Below are 21,751 nucleotides of genomic sequence, written 5' to 3' on the forward strand. Positions count from 1 at the left end.
TATGATTGAGCTAAAACTTGAAAAATTATCTGGAGAGAGCAAAAGTGGAAAAGTAGGTAAAATTAACGTAAAAATTGGAGATGAAATAAGAGAGGGTGATATATTAGTTCAAGTTGAATCTCAAAAAGGAAATATTTCTGTAAAATCTGATGTAAATGGTAAGGTCGAAGAAGTTTTAATAGATGAAGGACAAACTATTAAAATAGGAGATAGTTTATTTAAAGTAGAAGGGGTAAAAAGTGAACAATCTACTGAAAAAACAGCGGGCTTTGATTATTTTAATACTCTAATGAAACCTAAAAAAGAAGAAATAGATGTTGATATAACTATAATAGGGGCAGGGCCAGGAGGTTACGTTGCAGCAATTCATGCAGCAAAGCAAGGAAAGAAAGTTGTTGTAATTGAAAAAGAACATGTAGGTGGAACATGTTTAAATTATGGATGTATACCTACGAAAGCTCTTGTGCGTTCATCAGAGATTTATAAAAATATGATAGAGGCTGATAGCTTTGGTATTTCTGCTGAAAATATTTCTGTTAATATGGAAAAAGTTGTTAAGAGAAAAGATGATATTAAAAATCAACTAAAAGATGGAATAGAATATTTACTAGAAAAACACAATATAAAGAAGATTAATGGCATAGGTGAAATTATTAATGAAAATACTGTATTTGTGAAAACAAACAGAACAGAAACAACTATAAATACTAAAAATATAATAATTGCTACTGGGTCACAATCTTCAATTGTACCTATCAAAGGAATAGAGTCTAAGAATGTATTAACAAGTAAAGAAGCTTTAGATATGACAAATCTACCTAAGAGATTAGTAGTAGTAGGTGGAGGAGTTATAGGAATGGAGTTTGCTTTTATCTATTCAAGCTTTGGAGTTGAGGTTTTTGTTGTTGAATATGCAGATAAAATATTAGTTTCCTTAGACGATGATGTGTGTGATGAAATAAGTGAAATTGCAAAAACAAATGGCATTAAATTATATACTAATTCAAAAGTTGAAGCAATTGATGAAACTGAAAATGGAGAGTGTGTAGTTTCGTTTAGCCAAAGAGGGGAAAATAAATATATTTCATCTGATAAAGTATTAATTGCAGTTGGAAGACAACCATATTTTGAAGGATTAGGCATTGAAAAATTAGGTATTGAAATGAATGATAATAAAAAGGGTATTAAAGTTAATGAAAAAATGCAGACAAATATACCAAACATATATGCTATAGGTGATGTTACAAATATAATTCAATTAGCTCACGTTGCTTCTCATCAAGGAATTGTGGCTGTTGATAATATTTTAGAAAAAAATAAAATTATGGATTACTCAACAGTACCAAGTGCGATTTTTACTGAACCTGAAATAGCAGTGGTAGGAATTACAGAAAAAATTGCAAAAGAAAGAGGAATAGAAGTAGAAATAGGAAAATTTCCATTTGCAGCTAATGGGAAAGCTCTTACTTCAGGTGAAGCTAGAGGCTTTGTTAAAATTATAAAAGAAAAATTAACTGGAAAAATAATAGGTAGTACAATAATAGGACCTCATGCAACAGATTTACTTGCTTCGGTAACATTATGTATAAATAATGGACTTACTACGGAGCAAATAACAGAAACTATATTTGCACATCCTACAACTGCTGAATCAATACATGAAGCAGCTTTAACTGTAGAAGGCGGTGCAATACACTTTGCATAACAATACTATTTCAACTAGAATAATATGTTCATCATCATATAATCCATGGCATAATTTAGCTATTGAAGAATATCTTCTTAAAAAAGCAAAAAAAGGTGAAGTAATACTGTATTTATGGCAAAATGACAATACTATCGTAATAGGAAGAAATCAAAATCCATGGAAAGAATGTCAATGTAAAGAGTTTGAAGCAGATGGTGGGAAAATAGCTCGTAGATTATCTGGTGGAGGAACTGTTTTTCATGACGTTGGTAATCTTAATTTTACATTTGTTATGGACAAAAACCTATATGATTTAGAAAAACAGTTAAAAGTAATTCTAAAAGCAGTTAATAATTTAGGTATTAATGCTAAATTTTCAGGAAGAAATGATATATTAGTTGATGAAAGAAAATTTTCGGGAAATGCTTTTTATGAAGATGAGAGTTCATCATATCACCATGGGACTATACTTGTTAATGCAAATATGGATAAGTTAAGTAAGTACTTAAAAGTATCAAAAGAAAAAATTGCATCTAAAGGAATAGATTCTGTTCGATCAAGGGTAGTAAACCTAAAGAATATCAAACCTGATTTAACAATTGAAGTTTTAAAAGACAGTATTATAAGTAGTTTCGTTGAAATTTATGGTGGTTCATCAACAGTAGAATATATAAAAGAGAATGAATATACAATCCAAGATTTATTTAATAAATATTCTTCATGGGAGTGGAAATATGGAGAAACTCCCAAATTTGATATAAATTTTGTTAATAGATTTAAATGGGGAGAAATAGATCTTAATTTAAATCTAAAAAATGGTATAATTGATTCTTTAGTTATTTACTCCGATGCAATGAATAGTAAGTTGATTAAAGATATAGAGAATGAATTGATAAATATACCTTTTAAAATAAATTGTATTTGTGAAAAGTTAAATAATATTAGCTGCAAAGCTGATGAAAAAGATATAATTTTTCAAATAAAAGAATGGTTAAAAAGCAAAATAGTATAATATCGTTGTTGTATATACAATTAATTAAGCATTACATTTAATATGCTTAATCACAAACAAAAAACTACCTGTTAAAAACTAATAGGTGGTTTTTTTGTTTGTAATTTTTTTCTTTTTTTTAAATTACAATTTCATGTATGAATAGTAGATGGATAGATGGAAAAAATATAGTTGATTCAGTTAAGGAGTGATAATTTGGTATTTAATATAGATAATACTAATGAAAATAAAAAATATGGAACAGAAAGATTTGGAAGACTAAAGAGAGTTATGTTGCATCGTTGTGAGGAATCTATTAAGGTTATCACAAAAGAAAATAAAGAGATGTTTTTATTTGATACTGTTCCCGATGTAGATAGATTTCTTGAAGAACATAAAGAATATGAGGATATGCTTAAAGATTTAGGAGTTGAGGTAAACCTAATATCAGACAATGTTTATAGAAATAAAGATTTGATTAACCGCCTTCCAAATCTTACATATTTACATGATATAGGTGTAATTAGCTCCTATGGAAGTATAGTCTCAAAAATGTCATCAAGGGGAAGATGTCATGAAGAGATTGTAGTTAGAGAAGCTTTAGAAAATCTAGGAATAACGACATTATACGAGCCATTTGAAGGGGAATCCTTTGAAGGATGTTTGTTGTTGTCTCAAAGTACCGTTTTTGTAGCAGATACTGAAAGACACAGTAAGAAATCAATAGAAAAATTTATAAATTTTATACTCCAATATTTTGATGAGGTAATATATGCAAAGATTCCTCAGGAAAGAAGATTCATGCATCCGGATATGATTTTGAATAGAGTGACAGAAAATTTAATGGTTTATTATCCTAAAGCTTTTAAAAAGACTTATTTAGTAACTAAAATTACTAAAAAAGAAATTGACATAAAAAGGTTTATGAATAACAGAAATATTGAAATGATAGGCTTATCCAGTCATGAACAAAAAAACTGGGGATGCTCTTTTGTCCCTTTAGAGCCAGGTATAATTATAAATTATGATATATCTCTAAAACAAAAAACTATAAATCTCCTTGAAAGGGAAGGTATTAAGTTTAAACATTTTCATCCAGATGCTCTTTTAGCTGGTGGTGGAAGCTTAAGGTGTTTAACCATGAGGCTTTTGAGGGAATCATAAAAAATAGTACTCAAAAAAGGGCATTATATTTGCCCTTTTTTTATTTATCAAAAAGATGTTTATATTCACCATATCCTTCTTTTTCTAGCTTATCCTTTGGAATAAATCTCAAAGAAGCTGAGTTTATGCAATATCTCAAACCGCCTTGATCTACTGGTCCATCATTAAATACATGGCCTAAGTGAGAATCAGCATCAGTGCTTCGAACTTCTATTCTATGCATATCATGGCTAAAGTCAGCTTTTTCTTTTATAACCTTTCTATCTATAGGTTTTGTAAAAGAAGGCCAACCACACCCTGAATCAAATTTATCAATAGATGTGAACAAAGGTTTACCAGACACTACATCTACATATAATCCCTCTGCCATAAGACCCCAATAATCATTGTCAAAAGGAGGTTCTGTACCATTTTCTTGTGTAACTCTGTATTGAATAGGAGTTAATTTTGACTTTAATTCTTCCTTATTTTTTTCGTTTTTATGCATAAATATCATCTCCTTAAAAATTTTGAATTATCTAAATTTATATTTGATTTATACCCACTTAAACTTCGTTAAATCAAATATATTAATATACAATTAGTGTGTTATTTTTTTATTCGTTATCCCAAACTTCACTTATAAATCTCTCTCTTCCAGACCCTATTCTATACATTTTATAATGCATAGGGTTTTTCTTATAATAATCTTGATGGTATTCTTCTGCAGGGTAGAATGTTTCAGCTGGTAAAATTTCAGTAGCTATAGGTTCATCAAAACGACCACTACTTTCAAGTTCTTTCATAGATTTCAAAGCTTCTTTAAGCTGCTTTTCGTTGTGATAAAATATAGCTGTTTTATAAGAGCTACCCCTATCAGCAAATTGCCCATATATATCTGTTGGGTCAATTTGTCTCCAAAATATATTTAATAGTGTATCGTAACTTATAATTTCAGGATCAAATTCTATTTGTACTGCTTCGTAATGTCCTGTAGTATCGCTACATACTTCTTCATATGTTGGATTATCTGTATGTCCACCTGTATATCCTGATTTAACTTTTATTACACCTTCATAATCGCTGTATGGTTTTACCATGCACCAAAAACAACCTCCAGCAAAAGTAGCTAATTCATATTGTGGCAAAGGTATCATCTCCTATTAATTTTTAAATTATGTAAATATCTATTAGTATTTATACCCATTTATAGTAGTTTTCAAAACTATTATTCGTTCTAATATGTAAGTTGCAAAAATATATCTATATAAAGAAGTAAACAACTTTTCATAATAATAGGAGGGCTTATGGATAAGAAAGAACTTCAAGAATGGTCAGAGTATGTATTTGATAAATGGACACTGCCTAATTGTATTATAGATCATTATAGAAAAACACTAGATGATTGGAGAACAAAGCTTATTATAGCTAGGTTATTACATAAATCAAATAATCTTCAACCTGCTTTAGAATTAATAGAAAGTGTTTTAAATGAAAAAATTTATTATAAAGAAAATGATGAAGGGTATTTTGGAACGTATATAGAGTATATTGACAATACAGCATGGGCATATAAGGAATTAGGTATACTGTATTGGAAAATATATCAAGATGGAGAAAAAGGCCTTGGATATATAGAAGAAGCTTTGAAAATAGCAGAATCTATAGATAGTAAATTTGTGATTATTACAAGAGGAGACATTTTTAGAGATAAATTAGAACTATTAAAAGACTTAGGAAGAGAAGAAGATGCAATTTATGAAGCTAATAATATAATAAGTTTTATAGATATGAATATTAAGAATAGTTATTTATTTAATGCATATGAGTTTAAGGCCCAATGTGAAAAGGAAAAGGGAATATATGAAGATGCTTTATCATATCTAAATGTAGCATATGATATTTATTTTTATGATGAAAGTGAAGAACATACATTAAAAAATAGGTGTAGAGATATTTTAGAAAGAAAAGATATGAGTGATGAAAGAAAGTTTAATGAAATACAATGGATTTTGGAAATGCATGAGACATCTTGGGATATTTAAAATAAATTCAAAATTGCATAGTAAGAATTCAAATGACTCTTATTGAGTCATTTTTTTCATAAATGAGTAATATTTTATTTTACATATTAATAGAATTGTTAAAAGGTATTTATATATAAAAAATACTTTGTACTTAAAAAAAGGGGGGCTTGAAGTGTATACAGAACACATTAAACAATTATCAGAAAATTTCTACAACGATATGATAAGATTAAGACATGAGTTTCATATGCATCCAGAGCTTGGATTTAAAGAAACAAGAACATCAAAATTAATTGCAGAAGAACTAGAAAAGTTAGGAATAGAAGTTAAAACAAATGTGGCTAAAACAGGGGTAGTAGGCCTTATTAAGGGGAAACATCCTGGCAAAACAGTGCTTTTACGTGCAGACATGGATGCGTTAGAAGTAAATGAAGAAGCAGACATTCCTTTTAAGTCAAAAATACCAGGACTCATGCATGCTTGTGGACACGATGGACATAGTGCAGGACTTTTGGGAGCAGCTATGATTTTAAATGAAATGAAAGATGAAATTCATGGAAATATAAAGCTTATGTTTCAACCAGCAGAAGAAACTGAGGGTGGAGCGCAACCTATGATAGAAGAAGGTATTTTAGAAAATCCTAAGGTAGATGCAGCTTTTGGATGTCATTTGTGGGGAAGTATAAAAGAAGGTGAAATTCATGTGAAGCATGGGGCTATGATGGCGGCGCCAGACACCTTTAAATTTAGGGTTATTGGAAAAGGCGGTCATGCAGCAATGCCTCATTTATCTATAGATCCTGTTATGATTGCTGTTTATGCTATTAACAATATGCAATCTATAATAAGTAGAAGAATTAATCCACTAAGTCCTGCTGTAATATCATACTGCACAATACATGGTGGTGATACACATAATGTAATTCCAAACGAAGTAGAGGTAGTAGGTACTATTCGTACTTTTGATGACGATATAAGAAAGTGGATTCCAAAGACTATGGAAGAAATCTTAAAGGGGACTACGGAGTGCCAAGGTGCAAGTTACACTTATGAGTATATACAGCGTTACCCAGCTTTAATTAACGACAACAGGATGACTGATTTAGCAGCGAAATCTGTATCTAAAATAGTAGGAGAAGAAAATGTGTATGAATTAAAAGAACCTAATATGGGAGGAGAAGATTTTGCATACTTAGCACAAAGAGTTCCATCATCTTTCTTCTTTGTTGGAATTGCAAAAGATGAAAATAATCCTATATCTCATCATCATCCTAAGTTTGCATGGGACGATAAAAATGTTGCTACAGTAGCTCAAAGTCTTGCACAAGTTGCAATTGATTTTTTAAATAACTAAAAATAGGGGGGATGTAAATGAAAGTAAGGGGTAACAAGAAAAACTTTTTTAATAAGTTTTTAAATATAGTAGAAGTAGCTGGAAATAAGCTTCCAGATCCAGTTACTTTATTCCTTTTACTATGTTTAGGAATAGTCTTAATATCAGGGGCAGTTGCAAATTCTGGAATATCAGTAATACATCCACTAGATGGATCAGAAGTTAAAGCTATAAGTTTAATGGATAAAGAACAGCTTCAAGGAATACTAGGAAATATAGTAAATAACTTCCAAGGATTTCCGCCTTTGGGATTGGTTCTTGTAGTAATGCTAGGGGCAGGAGTTGCAGAGAAATCTGGGCTTATGCAAGCAGCAATGAAAAACTCTATTGTTAAAATGCCTAAAAGTTTAGTAACTCTTATGATTGTTTTAGCTGGTATTTTGGCTAATGCTGCTGGTGATGCAGGATTTATAGTACTTCCACCACTTGCAGGATTAGTATTCTTAGGAATAGGAAGACATCCTCTTATAGGGGTATTTGCAGCTTATGCAGGTGTTGCAGGTGGATTTGCAGCAAACTTTATGGTTAACATGGCAGACGTATTGGCAGCAAGCTTTACTATACCTGCTGCTCAAATGATTTATCCAGAGTATAATGGCACACCTGCAATGAATTTTTACTTTATATTTGTATCTACAATTTTCTTATCAGTTACAGCTATGTATGTAACAGAAAAAATTATAGCTCCCCGTTTTGGACAATATAGTGGAGAAATAGATAGTGAAGCACATTCAGAACTTAATAATTTAGAGAAAAAAGGGTTGAAGTTTTCAGGATATTCATTACTTTTGATTGTAGGTATTGTTGTAGGGTTATGCTTAGGAGAAAATCCATTTATGGCAGATCCGAAAACAGGATCTTTATTAGCTGCTGATGCACCGCTTATGAAAGGGCTAGTTCCAATAATTACTTTATTATTCTTAGTACCTGGATTAGTATATGGTAAAATAACAAAATCAATTAAAAATGACAAAGAAGCAGTATCAATTATGGGTAAATCCATGAGCGATATGGGTACTTATATAGTGTTGGCATTTGCAGCTGCTCAATTTCTTGCATTCTTCAAAGCCAGTAACCTAGGTGTAATAATGTCTATAAAAGGAGCTGAATTATTACAAGGTGCAGGAATAACAGGATATGGATTAATAATTGGATTTATTATATTATCTTCTTTTATAAATATATTTGTAGGAAGTGCTTCAGCGAAATGGGCTATTATGGCACCTGTATTTGTTCCTATGTTCTTACTTTTAGGATACGATCCAGCACTAACACAAATGGCATATCGTATAGGTGATTCTATTACAAATCCAATAAGTCCACTATTCCCATATTTTCCTATTCTTTTAGGATTTGCCAGAAAATACGATAAAGAAGCTGGAATGGGAACTATGATTGCAAATATGATTCCTTATTCAATTGCATTTGCTATAGTATGGATAATTCTTTTAGTTGTATTTATGGCATTTAATCTTCCTTTAGGTCCAGGCGCAGGAATTTATTTTAATATAAAATAACAATAAGGATGGTAAATTTTTTACCATCCTTAATTATCTTTTAAAATCTCTTCACTTACAATCTTACTAGAAAGTAATACTATAGATACTCCTGTCCCTGGGTGTACAGAACTTCCTACAAAATAGAGATTATCCACTACATCAGACTTAATGTGAGGTCTAAAATAGTTTGTTTGACTTAATGTAGGACTAATACCAAATGCTGTCCCGCCATAGGAATTAAAACGACTATGTAAATCATTTGGAGTTAGATAATTTTCATATATTATATTTTCTTCTATATCCTCTAATCCTTTTATATTTTTAAGTTGTCTAAATATACTTTGCCTTAAATCATTTATAGTACTTTTATCCCAGATAATATTTTCAAATAAAAGGTTAGGTACTCTAACCATAATATTTAGACATTCCTTATTATTTATTGCCATACTTTCATCCACTTTACTTGGACAGTAAATATACATTGGAGGGTTATATGGTATTTTTCCTTCAAAGGCATCTTCTACATTTTCTTTAAACTCATCTCCAATGTAAATGTTGTGTACTGATAAATTAGGATATTTTTTACTTAATCCAAGGTATATAATAAATGTTGAACATGTATATTCCATATTATTTAAATAGTCATCAGTATATTTACATTTACAATGATTATCTTTAATAAGTTCTTTCATTGCATATGGAAAATCAGCATTACAAACAATAATATCCCCATATTCAATTCCTTTATTAGTTCTTACACCAATAGTCTTATTTTCCTTAATTATAATTTCTTCTACATTAGTTTTTGTCTTTATAACTCCACCTAGTTCATATATTAGTTTTTCAAGAGCTTTTATATATGAATACATTCCTCCTTTAAGATGCCAAAGACCGTAGATTTGAGTTATTCCGGGAACTAAAGTGTAAATATTAGGTCCATTAAATGGAGAGATTCCAACATATAAACATTGAAAACATAAAAATTCGCGAAGGATTTCATTATCAATATATTTTGAAATATAATCGTAAGCTGTAGAAAAAGTATTTAGTTTCAAGGAATTAGATAAAGATTTAAAATCAAAATAATTACTAATATTGTTATTTGACTTTTGTAAAAAGTTTTCATATGCTATAGTGAATTTTTCGTATATATCAGCTAAAAGCTTGAAATACCCAATAGAATCCTTAATAGATATTGATTCTAAAAGATTAATCAATTCTGTAATATCAGTAGAAAAGTCAAAGTTACATCCCTTATCATTGAAAAGTCTATAGTTTGGATTAAGTTTTATAAACTCTAGATAATCTTTATAGTCTTTGCCAGCATATTCAAATATATCTTTATAATCTTTAGGTTACATTAAAATAGAGGCAGTTAAATCAAATTTAAAATCATCTGCTTGCAATAAATTAGTTTTCCCACCTATTTGATCTTCTTTTTCATAGATTTTAACTTTATATCCATGTTTGAGTAGTCTCACAGCAGTAGATAATCCACCAACACCTGAACCTATAATTATTACTTCCTTGATCAATTATATTCTACTCCTTTTATATTAAACTGATTTTATACTTTATAGTTTTTCTCAAAGAAATAAATTAATGTATATTCATGGATAAATGGAGAAGAAAAAATATCATTATATAAAAAACAAGATAAAAATAGAAGATATCAGCTGATATCTTCTTGTTCTTTTTGAGTAATGACATGAACATAGGAAATTTTATAAAATATTTTTTATATCTAATAAATTATGAACTTCGTAAGTTGGAATTATATTGGTTTTATTAATATTTTTATTAGGGTTATACCAGCAAGTATCTATACCTGCATTAATACCACCTTGTATATCAGATTTTAAACTATCTCCTATCATCAAAACAGAATTCTTATTTTTGTGACCTAAAATTTCTAAGGTATGTTCAAATATTTTAGAATCTGGTTTTGCAAATCCAATATCCTCTGAAATAACTATATGCTCAAAATGTTCTCTTATAGCTGACTTATCAAGTCTTCTATTTTGAACATCAGATAGTCCATTTGTAATTACACATAATCTATATTTCTTAGATAAATAAGATAATAACTCAATAGATCCATCAAATAAAAAAGCCCCTTCACCTAACAGATTTAAGTACATATCTCTAAATTCCTTAGGGTTAGAAGACAAACCTAACTCATTAAAAAATCTTCTAGGTCTTTCTAATTTTAGATCATCTGCAGATATAAGTCCTTTTTCAAGTTCTTGCCATATATTATCATTTATTTTTCTATATATACTTAAATTTTTATCATTGTAATCTATTTTACAATGACTCATTGTTTTTTCTAGGGCAAATTTTTCTGCTTTTTTAAAGTCAAATAATGTTTCATCAATATCAAGTAAAATAACTTCGTATTTCATATAATCATCTCCAAAATCTTAATTTTAAGTCATATTGCAACATAGATATTATAACATAGAATTTCTGTACACCAAACTTGTCTAAAAATATTGAAAAGTTAATTAAAATGGAAAATAAAATATATTTAAAATATTGTAAAAACTTCTTGAAAATTCCGTTTGATAAGAGTAGAATATATAAAAAAGATTGTTAAAAATATATTAAACAGGGGGAGAGAAGATAAAATGGATAATAAAGATACTGCTTTAAATGAAGAACTCCATAGGGGACTAGAAGAAAGACATATTCAGTTAATTGCACTAGGGGGTGCAATAGGGGTAGGATTGTTCTTAGGCTCAGCAAATGCTATCAAAACAGCTGGTCCGGCCATACTACTAGTATATATACTAAGTGGCATTGTAATGTTTTATATAATGCGCGCATTAGGTGAGTTAGCAGTTGCATATCCTGTTTCAGGATCATTTAGTGCATATGCAAATGAATTTATAGGACCGCTTGCTGGGTACTTAACAGGATGGACATATTGGTTTATGTGGATTGTAACATGTATGGCAGAAATTACTGCAGTAGGAGTATACGTTAAGTTTTGGATGCCAGATATTCCCCAGTGGATACCAGCTCTTGGTGCACTAATTATAATGACGTTAGTAAATTTAATTGCAGTAAAAGCATATGGAGAATTTGAGTTTTGGTTTGCACTAATCAAAGTTGTTACAATAATTGTAATGATAGTTCTTGGTATAGCGATAATAGCATTTGGACTTGGAAATGGAGGTAAACCAGTAGGTATCTCAAATCTTTGGTCGCATGGTGGATTCTTCCCAAAAGGTGGTCTAGGTCCTATAATGTCTGTTGTTATGGTAATGTTTGCTTATCTTGGAATGGAACTTATAGGAGTTACAGCAGGTGAAGCAAAAAATCCAGAAAAAACTATACCATCAGCTATTAATAAGGTTTTCTGGAGAATATTAGTATTCTACGTAGGTGCACTATTTGTAATAATGGCTATTTATCCATGGAATGAACTTGGAACAATAGGGAGTCCATTCGTTTTAACATTTAGTAAACTTGGAATTGGAGCAGCAGCAGGTATAATAAACTTTGTTGTATTAACTGCAGCATTATCATCATGTAACAGTGGGATTTTTAGTACAGGGCGTATGTTATACAACCTTTCTCTTCAAGGAAAAGCACCAAAGATGTTTGGAAAACTCAGCAGCAAGACACATGTTCCAGTAACTGCAATTTTAGTTTCTGCAGGATTTCTTCTCATAGGAGTTGTGCTTAACTATATTGTTCCAGGAAAAGTATTTACATATGTTACAAGTATAGCAACATTTGGAGCTATTTGGGTTTGGGGAATAATTTTAGTAGTACAAATGAACTTTAGAAAAAGACTTACTCCGAAACAAGTAGAAGAACTAAAGTTTCCAATGAAAGGATATCCTTATGTAAACTGGATTTGCTTAGCATTTTTAGCACTTGTAATAGTAGTAATGCTATTTAACCATGATACTTTAGTAGCTCTTTCAATAGCTCCAGTATGGTTTGGACTTTTGATTGCTTGTTATTATTCACTAGGACTTCATAAGATTAAGGAAACTAGTAATAAAGATATTAACGAAAATCAATTAACATTAGAATAAATTTAAGTCTTAAAGGGCAAATCGATTATAACTATTGATTTGCCCTTTTATAATAGTATTTTTTAGGAGGAGTTTTTTGTTATATATATAATAATTAAATAAGGAAGGTGAGATAAACATGAAATTAAAACTAAAACAGCTTTTTTCAGCTGATGGTAAAATTAATAGAGGTGAGTTTGCTTTAATTAATTTTACCTATGTCATTCTTGAAGGTATTAACTTTTTCTTAGTAAATAAAGGTTACTCTTATAATGTTATAACTTATCCTGTTTTCTTTTTAATGTATTACATAATTGCATGTGCTATTATAAAAAGATTTCACCAAATAGATAAGTCCGGATGGTACTTATTAGGATTATTAATACCAATATACAATATATATTTAGCTATATTATTGTTCTTCAAAAAAGAAGTACGCAAAGATAACTTAACAAAAGCAACTAAAAAGCCTAAAATCTGGAAGCTAGCATTATGTACTGTTACATTTATAGTTGTAGGGGTTATGGGTATGGTAGGTTATGAGAGTTATAAAGAAAATAAGGCAGTGAAAATTGTAAAAAATTCAAATATTGAACACAAATCAAAAACTACTGATGATGTTGTAGAAAGTTGGATGGAAGAAGCAAACCCTAATAAAATATATGGATGGAATGGAAAGAGAGTAAATAAAAATACATACTTTGTAACTTATGAATTTGACGATGATAACAATAATGAAAATGGAACTATTATAGTTGGAGGTTATGAAGTAAATATAGAAAATAAAACTGTAAAAAGTATTATGAATGATAAAAATCTTGAAAATAAGTATATTGAATTAGGATTTATAAACTAACTTAATACATTTCTGCTATAATATTAAAGAAACTATAAATATATTTTAGCAAGGTGAGGATAAAATGAATTTAATAACATTAGAAAATATAAGTAAAAACTATAGTGAAAAAAAACTATTAAACAATATATCTCTAGGAATAAATGATGGAGAAAAAATAGGGGTTATAGGAATAAACGGTACAGGTAAGTCTACACTTTTAAAAATAGTAGGCGAAATAGAACAACCTGATAGCGGAAACATAATAAAAAGAAACAATATTAGAATAGAGTATTTATCTCAAAATCCTGACTTCGATTTTGAGGCTACAGTTATACAACAGGTTTTTAAAGGTAACTCTGAAGAAATGAAAGTTTTAAGAGAGTATGAACATACTATTCAAAAAGTATTAAATGGAGATTCATCTTATAACGACCAACTTATTAAGTTACAAGAAAAAATGGATATTATGAATCTATGGGATTTAGAAAGTGAAGCTAAAACTGTATTGACTAAGCTTGATATAAATAACTTTGATGAGCAAGTAAAGTTTTTATCAGGAGGGCAAAGAAAGAGAATAGCCCTAGCATCAGCACTTATAACTCCATGTGAACTTCTTATATTAGACGAGCCTACAAACCACATGGATAGTGATTCTATTTCTTGGCTAGAGGAGTACCTAAACAAAAGAAAGGGTTCACTTTTAATGATTACCCATGATAGATACTTCTTAGATGTAGTAACAAATAGAATAATAGAAATAGACAAAGGAAACTTATATTCGTACGACGGAAACTACAGTGAGTTTATAGAAAAAAAGATTGAAAGAGAATCACTGGAGGAAGCTACTCAAAGAAAAAGAGAGAGCATGTACAAAAAAGAATTAGCTTGGATAAGAAGAGGAGCAAAAGCAAGAACTACAAAACAAAAGGCTAGAAAAGAGAGATTTGAAACATTAAAAGATGAAATGGTAGATATAAAAGATGAAAATCTTGAATTATCTGTTGTTGGATCTAGACTAGGTAACAAAATAATAGAGCTAGATCATATAAGTAAGTCATTTGACGACAACACTCTTATAAAAGACTTTACTTATACACTATTAAAAGAAGATAGAATAGGTATTGTGGGTCCTAATGGTGCTGGTAAATCTACTCTTATGAAAATTATAAGTGGAGAATTTATTCCTGATAGTGGAGAACTAGAAATAGGAGAAACAGTAAAAGTAGGATTCTTCTCACAAGAAAACTATCATATGGACGAAAATATGAGAGTAATTGAGTATGTTAAGGAAGTAGGAGAATACCTACCTTTAGCAAATGGAGAAAAAATTACAGCATCTAAAATGCTTGAGAGGTTTTTATTTACACCTGATTCTCAATATAGTCCAATTGGAAAACTATCTGGTGGTGAAAGAAGAAGATTGTATCTACTAAGAGTTTTAATGGGGTCACCTAATGTGCTTTTACTAGATGAACCTACTAACGATTTAGATACTACAACACTTACAATATTAGAAGACTTCTTAGATAATTTTAATGGCCCTGTTATAACTGTATCCCATGATAGGTATTTCCTAGATAGAATATGTAATAAGATATTTTCTTATAAAGGAAATGGAGAAATAAAAAGATACAGTGGAAACTATAGCGATTATCTACTAAAGTTGGAAATTGAAAAGCCAATACAAGAGGAAACTAAGAATAAGAAAGTTGAAGAAAAGAAACCAGAAAATAAAGAAAACACTAATAAAACCAAACTTAAATTCACTTATAACGAACAAAGGGAATTTGATGAAATAGATGAAGTTATAGAAAATCTTGAAAATAAGATATCAAACTTAGAAAAAGAAATAGAAAAGAATTCTATGGACTTTGTAAAACTTCAGGAACTTTTAGATGAAAAAGAAAAAACAGAGTCTCTATTAAATGAAAAATACGAAAGATGGACTTATTTAAATGAACTATCAGAAAAAATAGAAGAACAAAAAAATAAATAGATTAAAAAGAATCGTAGTGAAAATTACGATTCTTTTTTGTTATTGATGTAACTAAAGGGTTTTCTTTTATGGAAATATTTGACATAATATGTATAGATTAAAGAAAGTATGGAGGTTATAATCGATGAAAATATTAAAATTTATGCTAGTATTTATACCTATAAGTATAGTAGGTGAATTTATGCATTTTTCACCTACTATTATGTTTACATTAGCAGCTCTTTCAATATTGCCATTAGCGGGACTTATGGGAGAAGCTACGGAAGAAATTTCATTTTATTCTGGGTCCAAGATAGGTGGATTTCTTAATGCCACTTTTGGAAATGCCGCAGAACTTATAATATCATTTTTTGCCCTTAAAGAGGGACTGTTTGAAGTAGTTAAAGCTTCTATAGCAGGTTCAGTTATAGGAAACATATTATTAGTACTTGGAGCAAGTATGTTAGCAGGGGGACTTAAACATAAAACTCAAACATTTAATAAAAAGGTTGTAGAGGTATCTTCAAGTATGCTTTTATTTGCGGTAATAGGCCTTAGTATACCTGCAATATTCACTCACACAGTAAAACCAGAACTTTTAAATACAACTTATGAAGGATTAAGTATTATTGTTGCAGTAATTATGTTTGTAATATATATATTAAGTTTATATTTTTCTTTTTACACTCATAAGGATATATATTCTGTAGAACATGAAGAAGAAGGAAAAGCAAAATGGACATTAAGAAAAGCTATTGTAGTTTTGACCCTTGCAACAGCATTTATTGCATTAGAAAGTGAATTTTTAGTAGGTGCTGTAGAACCTATGACAGAGAGTTTAGGATTAAGCGAATTCTTTGTTGGGATAATATTGATTCCTATAATAGGAAATGCAGCTGAACATAGTACAGCAATTATTATGGCAATGAAAAATAAAATGGATGTTGCTATTGAAATTGCCATAGGATCGAGCTTACAGATAATATTATTTGTAGCGCCATTACTTGTATTTATAAGTTTATTATTTAAACCTATGAGCATTATATTTAACACGTTTGAATTAATATCACTTATAGTTTCAGTACTTATTGCAAATAGGGTAGCAAATGATGGAGAAAGTAATTGGCTTGAAGGGGTTCAATTGCTTGCGGTTTATATTATAATAGCAGTTTCATTTATTATATTATAGATATTGAAATTTATATCCAGATTCTAAAGGGGACTAAGGCGATTAATATGAAAGATATATTTACAATGATAGCAAGGGTTATTGCTGTTGCATTTTTTATATGCACTATAGCCATAATAATACTAGGTTTTAAAGATATAGATAGCACTTTTTTTGCAAAATTTTTAAAATTCTATATAGTATTAATATATTTATTTTTTATATATTCTATAATTGTATTATTTATAAATATTAAAGGACTAAAATGGAAGAAGACTAGCAAACTGTTATTTAGATGGTTTATTTGGTCAATAGGTCTTTGGATTTCAACTGTTATTCTCACTTATTTAACTAAAGGTGAATTAAGGCTAACAGATAAAATATTTAACTCTATAGTTATTGCATTTGGTAGTGTTTTTAGTGGATTAATATTTGGAATTAGCAATGATGATTAAATTAGACATACTGATAGTGAACAATTTTTATAAACTGTGAAATAAATTTAAGACAAAAAGGGTGCGTTTTTAGTTAAAAAACACACCCTTTTTTACGTGATTTCTATTGTGATTTTGGTTGAGGTTTTGAATGCGATTTTATACTTTGCACCTCAAAAGTAAACCTGTTAATCTTTATATACGGTCTTTTTCTATTAGGTTATGTTTTAAATTAATATTGAAATTCTAAAACGAATAAATAGATTTAATATAGTTGTATATGATGATATATTTAATATATAGTTTAATCAGTTGTTATTTCATAGTTGTATAGTATGGTAACATATTAGATTATTAAATAGCTTAGGGGGTACAAAATGGATATAAGAGATATATTAAGAATAATTTTTGCAATGCTATCACTTTATTTTTACAGCATTGCGTTTTTAGATATTAAAAAATCGAAAAAAGCAACTAAACCAGGTAAATTAGTCACGGATAAACTTATAAAAAAATACTCTAGAGCAATATGGTTGATTATTATAGGTGGTATCTTTCATTTAATTGCTATTTTGCTTTTGTATAAAGTAATTTAATTAATTGTAATTACATTTATTTCATAATATATACTTAATTTCAACACTATATTAAAACATAGCTTAAAAAATAAATGTATTATTTACAGAAGTTATTTATAAATTTTGTGTTATGTATTAAAATAGAATTAGGGGGTTTAATCTTATAAAATGTTTTGAAATGTCGAATTGAGGAATATATATACTGGCTAATAAATTGCATGTGTGTTGTGGAGGATTTTATAGATGGAAAGTAGTATGGACATTATAATATTAATATTAATAGAATTAGTAATAGCTTATTTTATATTCAGAAAAAGGATAATTGGAATGCTTAATATAAAAAAATTACTAGACAACAATCAATTGTATTGTGTATATCAACCTATAGTAGATTTAAAAACTGGAACTACTTATGGGTATGAAAGTTTATCAAGAACAAATAATAATAGGTATAAAAACATTAAGGAAGTAATAGATGATGTTTATAAGTTTAAATTCGTACAAAAATTCATTTTATTAGCAGTTCAAAATGCAGTAACCTCTTTTAAACAATTTGAAATAAAAGATAAAAATCTATTTATAAATATAGATCCTGTGTTTCTAAAACAAAATACAGATGAAGTATTTGATTTATTACAAAAAATAGAACCAGATATTAGAAAAAATATAGTTTTAGAACTAACGGAGAATGTTCGCATTGACGATATGAAAAAATTACATAATTCTTTTGAACAAATAAGACATTTTGGCGTAAAGCTTGCAATAGATGATTATGGATCAGGATATTCAAATAATAATTTACTTATATCTGTACCTTCTCACTTTATTAAAATAGACATGAACTTCATAAGAGATATAGATAAGAGTAGTAATAAAAAGGAACTTGTAAGAACAGTAGTTGAGTTTAGTAAGTTTATAGGGGCAAAAATTATATGTGAGGGTATAGAAACTAAGGAAGAGTTAGATGTATTGATAAATCTTGGAGCAGACTATGGGCAGGGATACTATCTAGGAAAACCAAGAGAAATACTTGCTTAATAAATAAAGTTTGTTGAAATTATACACTATATTTGATATAATTTTTATATAAGAAAATGTTTTAAACTAAATAAAATACATATAGGTTAATTAGTTTTATTAAAAGGAAATCAGGTGAAATTCCTGAACGGTCCCGCCGCTGTAAGAGAGGAGTTTTGCACTTATGCCACTGGAACAATCTGGGAAGGCGTGTAAAAGCTATGATACTCAAGTCAGAAGGCCTGCCTATGTTTTTAACACTTAACTCTGCGGAAGATACAGAGTGTGTTAGGTCTTGCCTTTAATTAGACATTATGCTTAGCCCATTAACTCTCGCAGTTAATGGGCTATTTTTATTGAGCAACGGATCTGCTTTTCAAGGTCGTTGGCGACATGAGTGAAGCGAATTTTATATTCAAGGGGGAATTTTATTGAAAAATGACGGAAGATTCGGAAACGTTCACATTATCACACCTATAGTATTATTTTTATCTATACTAATAATGGTTTTTTCAAATGATAATCCTGCTATACTTATTGCCGTATATACTTTATTAATATCTTTGTTTATATCTACAAAGAACACCAAAAAATTAAAAATGGGAATTTTATATTTTATACCTTTTGTAATTGTTATTACAATTATAAATGTCTTCTTTGTAAGCCAAGGGAAGACAATTTTATTTTATATAATGAGCAGAAAAATTACATTAGAATCTATTATATACTCAGTAACAATGGCTTTTAAGTTATTATCAATAACTTATATTTTTATGGCATTTGATTTTATGATAGATTCAGATAAAGCTGTATCTTATTTTTCTACTAAAATGCCAAAGTCGACTCTTATGCTTATGATAGGATTCAAACTTGTTCCAGATCTTAAAAAAAGGTTTAATAGCCTAAAAGATGTATATACAGTAAGAGGAGTGAACTTTGATAACAAGAGTTCTAAGGAAAAATCAAAAAGTTATGTACCTGTTTTTTCAATTTTACTAGATAATTCCTTAGAAAGTTCCTTTGAAATAAGTGAAGCTGCATATGTTAGAGGATTTTTAAGTAGTAATAGAAGTATTTATGAAAGGCAAAAATTCAATAAATTTGATTTTTTAATTATATTTTCGTCAGTAGTTCTCTTAATAACTTATTGTATAGGAATGTATTTAAACCGTATAGGTTTTAATGTATATGATGGAATTTATTTAACAAATATATTTAATTATGCAACTGCATCAATATTTGCAATTATAGTGTTTATAACAACTTCAATGATATTGTATGGGGAGGAGGATTAGATTGGCTTATATAGAAATTAAAGATTTAAGTTATAAGTATCCTCTAGAAGATAAACTAACTTTAGACAATATAAACCTTAAATTAAATAAAGGTGAGATAATGTTAGTTACAGGAAAATCAGGTTCAGGAAAATCAACTTTGGCAAAGGCTATAGTTGGAACTGTTCCGAGTTTTTATGGTGGGAGTATTAAAGGATATGTAAATATAGAAGGCGAAGATATAAATAAAATGTCTCATAGCCAAAGGGCTAAAGAAATAACCATGGTTTTTCAGCATCCTGAAAGACAGCTTATGATGAATAAGGTACATAGAGAAATAGCCTTTGGCCTAGAAAATATCGGCGTAGATGAAGGTGTTATAAAGAGAAGGGTATGGGAAGCTATGCAATTTGCAGATATACTGCATTTGGCAAATAGAAATATAAATACATTGTCTGGGGGAGAAAAACAAAAAGTTGCAATTGCATCTTCAATAGCATATATGCCAAAGTGCATAGTCTTAGATGAACCAACATCACAACTTGACCCTCCATCTGCAGAATCTATAGTTAACTTAGTAAGAAAAATAAACACAGAACTTGGAATGTCTATAGTTTTAATAGAACAAAGAGTAAATAAATGGTTTGATGTTGCAGACAAAATTGGATATATGGAAAATAATAAGCTTACAGTTTTTGAAAGTACAAATGAATTTTTTAATAAGTGCTCTGGAAATATGGTTGGGTTTATGCCAGATTATTTAAGGTTTTTTAAGAAAAATAATATAGATTATTTCCCAAAGGATTTTAAAAATGCTAGAGATTACCTAGAAGATGAATTCATAGATAATAAATCTAAATCTAGTGAAGAGTTATTATTTGCAAAAGATAAAATAAGCTCAGAAAACTATAGTTCAATTATTAATATAAAGAAGTTAAACGCTTACTATGATAGTCTGCAAGTTTTAGACAATGTAAATATTGATATTTTAAATGGTGAGTTTGTTTCTATAATGGGGGCCAATGGCTCAGGAAAAAGCACACTACTTAAAAGTATTATAGGACTTAAGGAATACAAAGGAAGCATTAAAATAAATTCAAAAGAAGTTAAGAAAACAAATAGAAAAGAGTTATCAAGATTAGTTGGATATGTTTCTCAAGATCCAAGTGAATATATTTCAAAGGATAGTGTATATGAAGAACTTAAGTTTACTATGGATAACTTCAACTCTTTTAATGAAGATATTATAAATAATACTTTGAAAGATCTCGATATTTATCATCTTAAAGATAAAAATCCAAGAGATTTAAGTGGTGGAGAAAAACAAAGACTGGCTATAGCTTCAATATTGGTTATGAATCCTAAGATATTGTTACTAGATGAGCCTACAAGAGGTCTCGATTTAGAAGTAAAGAATAAATTAGGCAAAGTACTTAAAAACCTAAATGAACAAGGCACGACTATTTTGATGATAACTCATGATGTTGAATTTTCATCTAATTATTGCAATAGATTTATACTTATGTTTAACAGGGAAATAGTTGCGGATGGGAATAGAGAAGAAGTGTTAAGTGATGGAATTTATTATAATACAACTTTAAATAAACTATTTAAGAATATAGATAATACTATATTTACTGAAGAAGAAGCTATGGACTTTATTAGTTGCAATTATATTAATTCTGTGGTTTAAAGG

17 protein-coding genes, 2 pseudogenes and 1 riboswitch are annotated in these 21,751 nt (G+C 29.0%); of the genes and pseudogenes, 15 read left to right on the forward strand and 4 right to left on the reverse strand.

Translation table 11 applies throughout. The features are described 5' to 3' along the window. The first annotated feature begins 1 nt into the window (after window position 1). The 3 genes from lpdA to ACUSRV_RS04320 all read left to right on the forward strand — a co-directional run bounded on the left by lpdA (window position 2) and on the right by ACUSRV_RS04320 (window position 3,842). Complete coding sequence (lpdA, locus tag ACUSRV_RS04310) at window positions 2-1,705, forward strand: dihydrolipoyl dehydrogenase (protein ID WP_490140690.1); 1,704 nt, start codon at window positions 2-4, stop codon at window positions 1,703-1,705. After that, window positions 1,698-2,699: a lipoate--protein ligase gene (gene lplA / locus ACUSRV_RS04315; RefSeq protein ID WP_490140691.1), complete on the forward strand. Its 1,002-nt coding sequence runs from the start codon at window positions 1,698-1,700 to the stop codon at window positions 2,697-2,699. The genes lpdA and lplA overlap by 8 nt, the downstream gene beginning before the upstream one ends. 195 nt (window positions 2,700-2,894) lie before the next feature. After that, window positions 2,895-3,842 (forward strand): arginine deiminase family protein, encoded by a 948-nt coding sequence (locus ACUSRV_RS04320; RefSeq protein WP_490140692.1) that lies wholly within the window; start codon window positions 2,895-2,897, stop codon window positions 3,840-3,842. A 40-nt stretch (window positions 3,843-3,882) separates the two neighbouring features. On the opposite strand, the pseudogene msrA reads toward ACUSRV_RS04320, so the two are convergent. Continuing rightward, window positions 3,883-4,978 (reverse strand): annotated as a pseudogene (gene msrA, locus ACUSRV_RS04325) (peptide-methionine (S)-S-oxide reductase MsrA). Between the two features lie 150 nt (window positions 4,979-5,128). Between msrA and ACUSRV_RS04330 the strand changes: the two are divergent. The 3 genes from ACUSRV_RS04330 (at window position 5,129) to ACUSRV_RS04340 (ending at window position 8,758) form a co-directional block, all read left to right on the forward strand. Then, a complete protein-coding gene (locus ACUSRV_RS04330) occupies window positions 5,129-5,866 on the forward strand; it encodes a hypothetical protein (protein WP_490140693.1) in 738 nt (245 codons plus the stop codon). A 154-nt stretch (window positions 5,867-6,020) separates the two neighbouring features. Next, complete coding sequence (locus ACUSRV_RS04335; RefSeq protein WP_490140694.1) at window positions 6,021-7,202, forward strand: M20 metallopeptidase family protein; 1,182 nt, start codon at window positions 6,021-6,023, stop codon at window positions 7,200-7,202. 17 nt (window positions 7,203-7,219) lie between these two features. Then, window positions 7,220-8,758: an AbgT family transporter gene (locus tag ACUSRV_RS04340; RefSeq protein WP_490140695.1), complete on the forward strand. Its 1,539-nt coding sequence runs from the start codon at window positions 7,220-7,222 to the stop codon at window positions 8,756-8,758. 29 nt (window positions 8,759-8,787) lie between these two features. Here the strand turns inward: ACUSRV_RS04340 and ACUSRV_RS04345 are convergent. From ACUSRV_RS04345 to ACUSRV_RS04355, 3 genes and pseudogenes are all read right to left on the reverse strand, one after another. After that, window positions 8,788-10,083, reverse strand: a pseudogene (locus ACUSRV_RS04345) (phytoene desaturase family protein); the annotation flags it as partial. 12 nt (window positions 10,084-10,095) lie between these two features. Beyond that, window positions 10,096-10,275 carry an FAD-dependent oxidoreductase gene (locus tag ACUSRV_RS04350; RefSeq protein WP_490140696.1) on the reverse strand — a complete coding sequence of 60 codons (180 nt, stop codon included), beginning with the start codon at window positions 10,273-10,275 and terminating at the stop codon, window positions 10,096-10,098. A 189-nt stretch (window positions 10,276-10,464) separates the two neighbouring features. After that, a complete protein-coding gene (locus ACUSRV_RS04355; RefSeq protein ID WP_490140697.1) occupies window positions 10,465-11,145 on the reverse strand; it encodes a YjjG family noncanonical pyrimidine nucleotidase in 681 nt (226 codons plus the stop codon). Window positions 11,146-11,370: 225 nt separating this feature from the next. Here ACUSRV_RS04355 and ACUSRV_RS04360 point away from each other — a divergent pair, with 225 nt between their 5' ends. The 9 genes from ACUSRV_RS04360 (at window position 11,371) to ACUSRV_RS04400 (ending at window position 21,748) form a co-directional block, all read left to right on the forward strand. After that, complete coding sequence (locus tag ACUSRV_RS04360; protein ID WP_490140698.1) at window positions 11,371-12,792, forward strand: amino acid permease; 1,422 nt, start codon at window positions 11,371-11,373, stop codon at window positions 12,790-12,792. Window positions 12,793-12,910: 118 nt separating this feature from the next. Next, window positions 12,911-13,627, forward strand: coding sequence for a DUF805 domain-containing protein (locus ACUSRV_RS04365; protein ID WP_490140699.1), 717 nt, complete (start codon window positions 12,911-12,913; stop codon window positions 13,625-13,627). A 64-nt stretch (window positions 13,628-13,691) separates the two neighbouring features. Beyond that, the gene (locus tag ACUSRV_RS04370) at window positions 13,692-15,605 is read left to right on the forward strand and encodes an ABC-F family ATP-binding cassette domain-containing protein (protein ID WP_490140700.1); all 1,914 of its coding nucleotides are present in this window, start codon (window positions 13,692-13,694) and stop codon (window positions 15,603-15,605) included. A gap of 124 nt (window positions 15,606-15,729) precedes the next feature. After that, window positions 15,730-16,773 carry a calcium/proton exchanger gene (gene cax / locus ACUSRV_RS04375; RefSeq protein WP_490140701.1) on the forward strand — a complete coding sequence of 348 codons (1,044 nt, stop codon included), beginning with the start codon at window positions 15,730-15,732 and terminating at the stop codon, window positions 16,771-16,773. Between the two features lie 47 nt (window positions 16,774-16,820). Next, window positions 16,821-17,207, forward strand: a complete 387-nt coding sequence (locus ACUSRV_RS04380) for a hypothetical protein (protein ID WP_490140702.1) — start codon at window positions 16,821-16,823, stop codon at window positions 17,205-17,207. 356 nt (window positions 17,208-17,563) lie between these two features. Then, on the forward strand, window positions 17,564-17,782 hold the full coding sequence (locus ACUSRV_RS04385) for a hypothetical protein (RefSeq protein ID WP_490140703.1): 219 nt from the start codon (window positions 17,564-17,566) through the stop codon (window positions 17,780-17,782). A gap of 225 nt (window positions 17,783-18,007) precedes the next feature. Beyond that, on the forward strand, window positions 18,008-18,802 hold the full coding sequence (locus ACUSRV_RS04390; protein ID WP_490140704.1) for an EAL domain-containing protein: 795 nt from the start codon (window positions 18,008-18,010) through the stop codon (window positions 18,800-18,802). Window positions 18,803-18,868: 66 nt separating this feature from the next. Next, a riboswitch (cobalamin riboswitch) is annotated at window positions 18,869-19,045 on the forward strand. A 167-nt stretch (window positions 19,046-19,212) separates the two neighbouring features. Next, window positions 19,213-20,076 carry an energy-coupling factor transporter transmembrane component T gene (locus tag ACUSRV_RS04395; RefSeq protein ID WP_490140705.1) on the forward strand — a complete coding sequence of 288 codons (864 nt, stop codon included), beginning with the start codon at window positions 19,213-19,215 and terminating at the stop codon, window positions 20,074-20,076. A gap of 1 nt (window position 20,077) precedes the next feature. Continuing rightward, complete coding sequence (locus ACUSRV_RS04400; RefSeq protein WP_490140706.1) at window positions 20,078-21,748, forward strand: ABC transporter ATP-binding protein; 1,671 nt, start codon at window positions 20,078-20,080, stop codon at window positions 21,746-21,748. Window positions 21,749-21,751 lie beyond the last annotated feature (3 nt).

The organism is Sporacetigenium sp. TC11 (assembly GCF_058146105.1).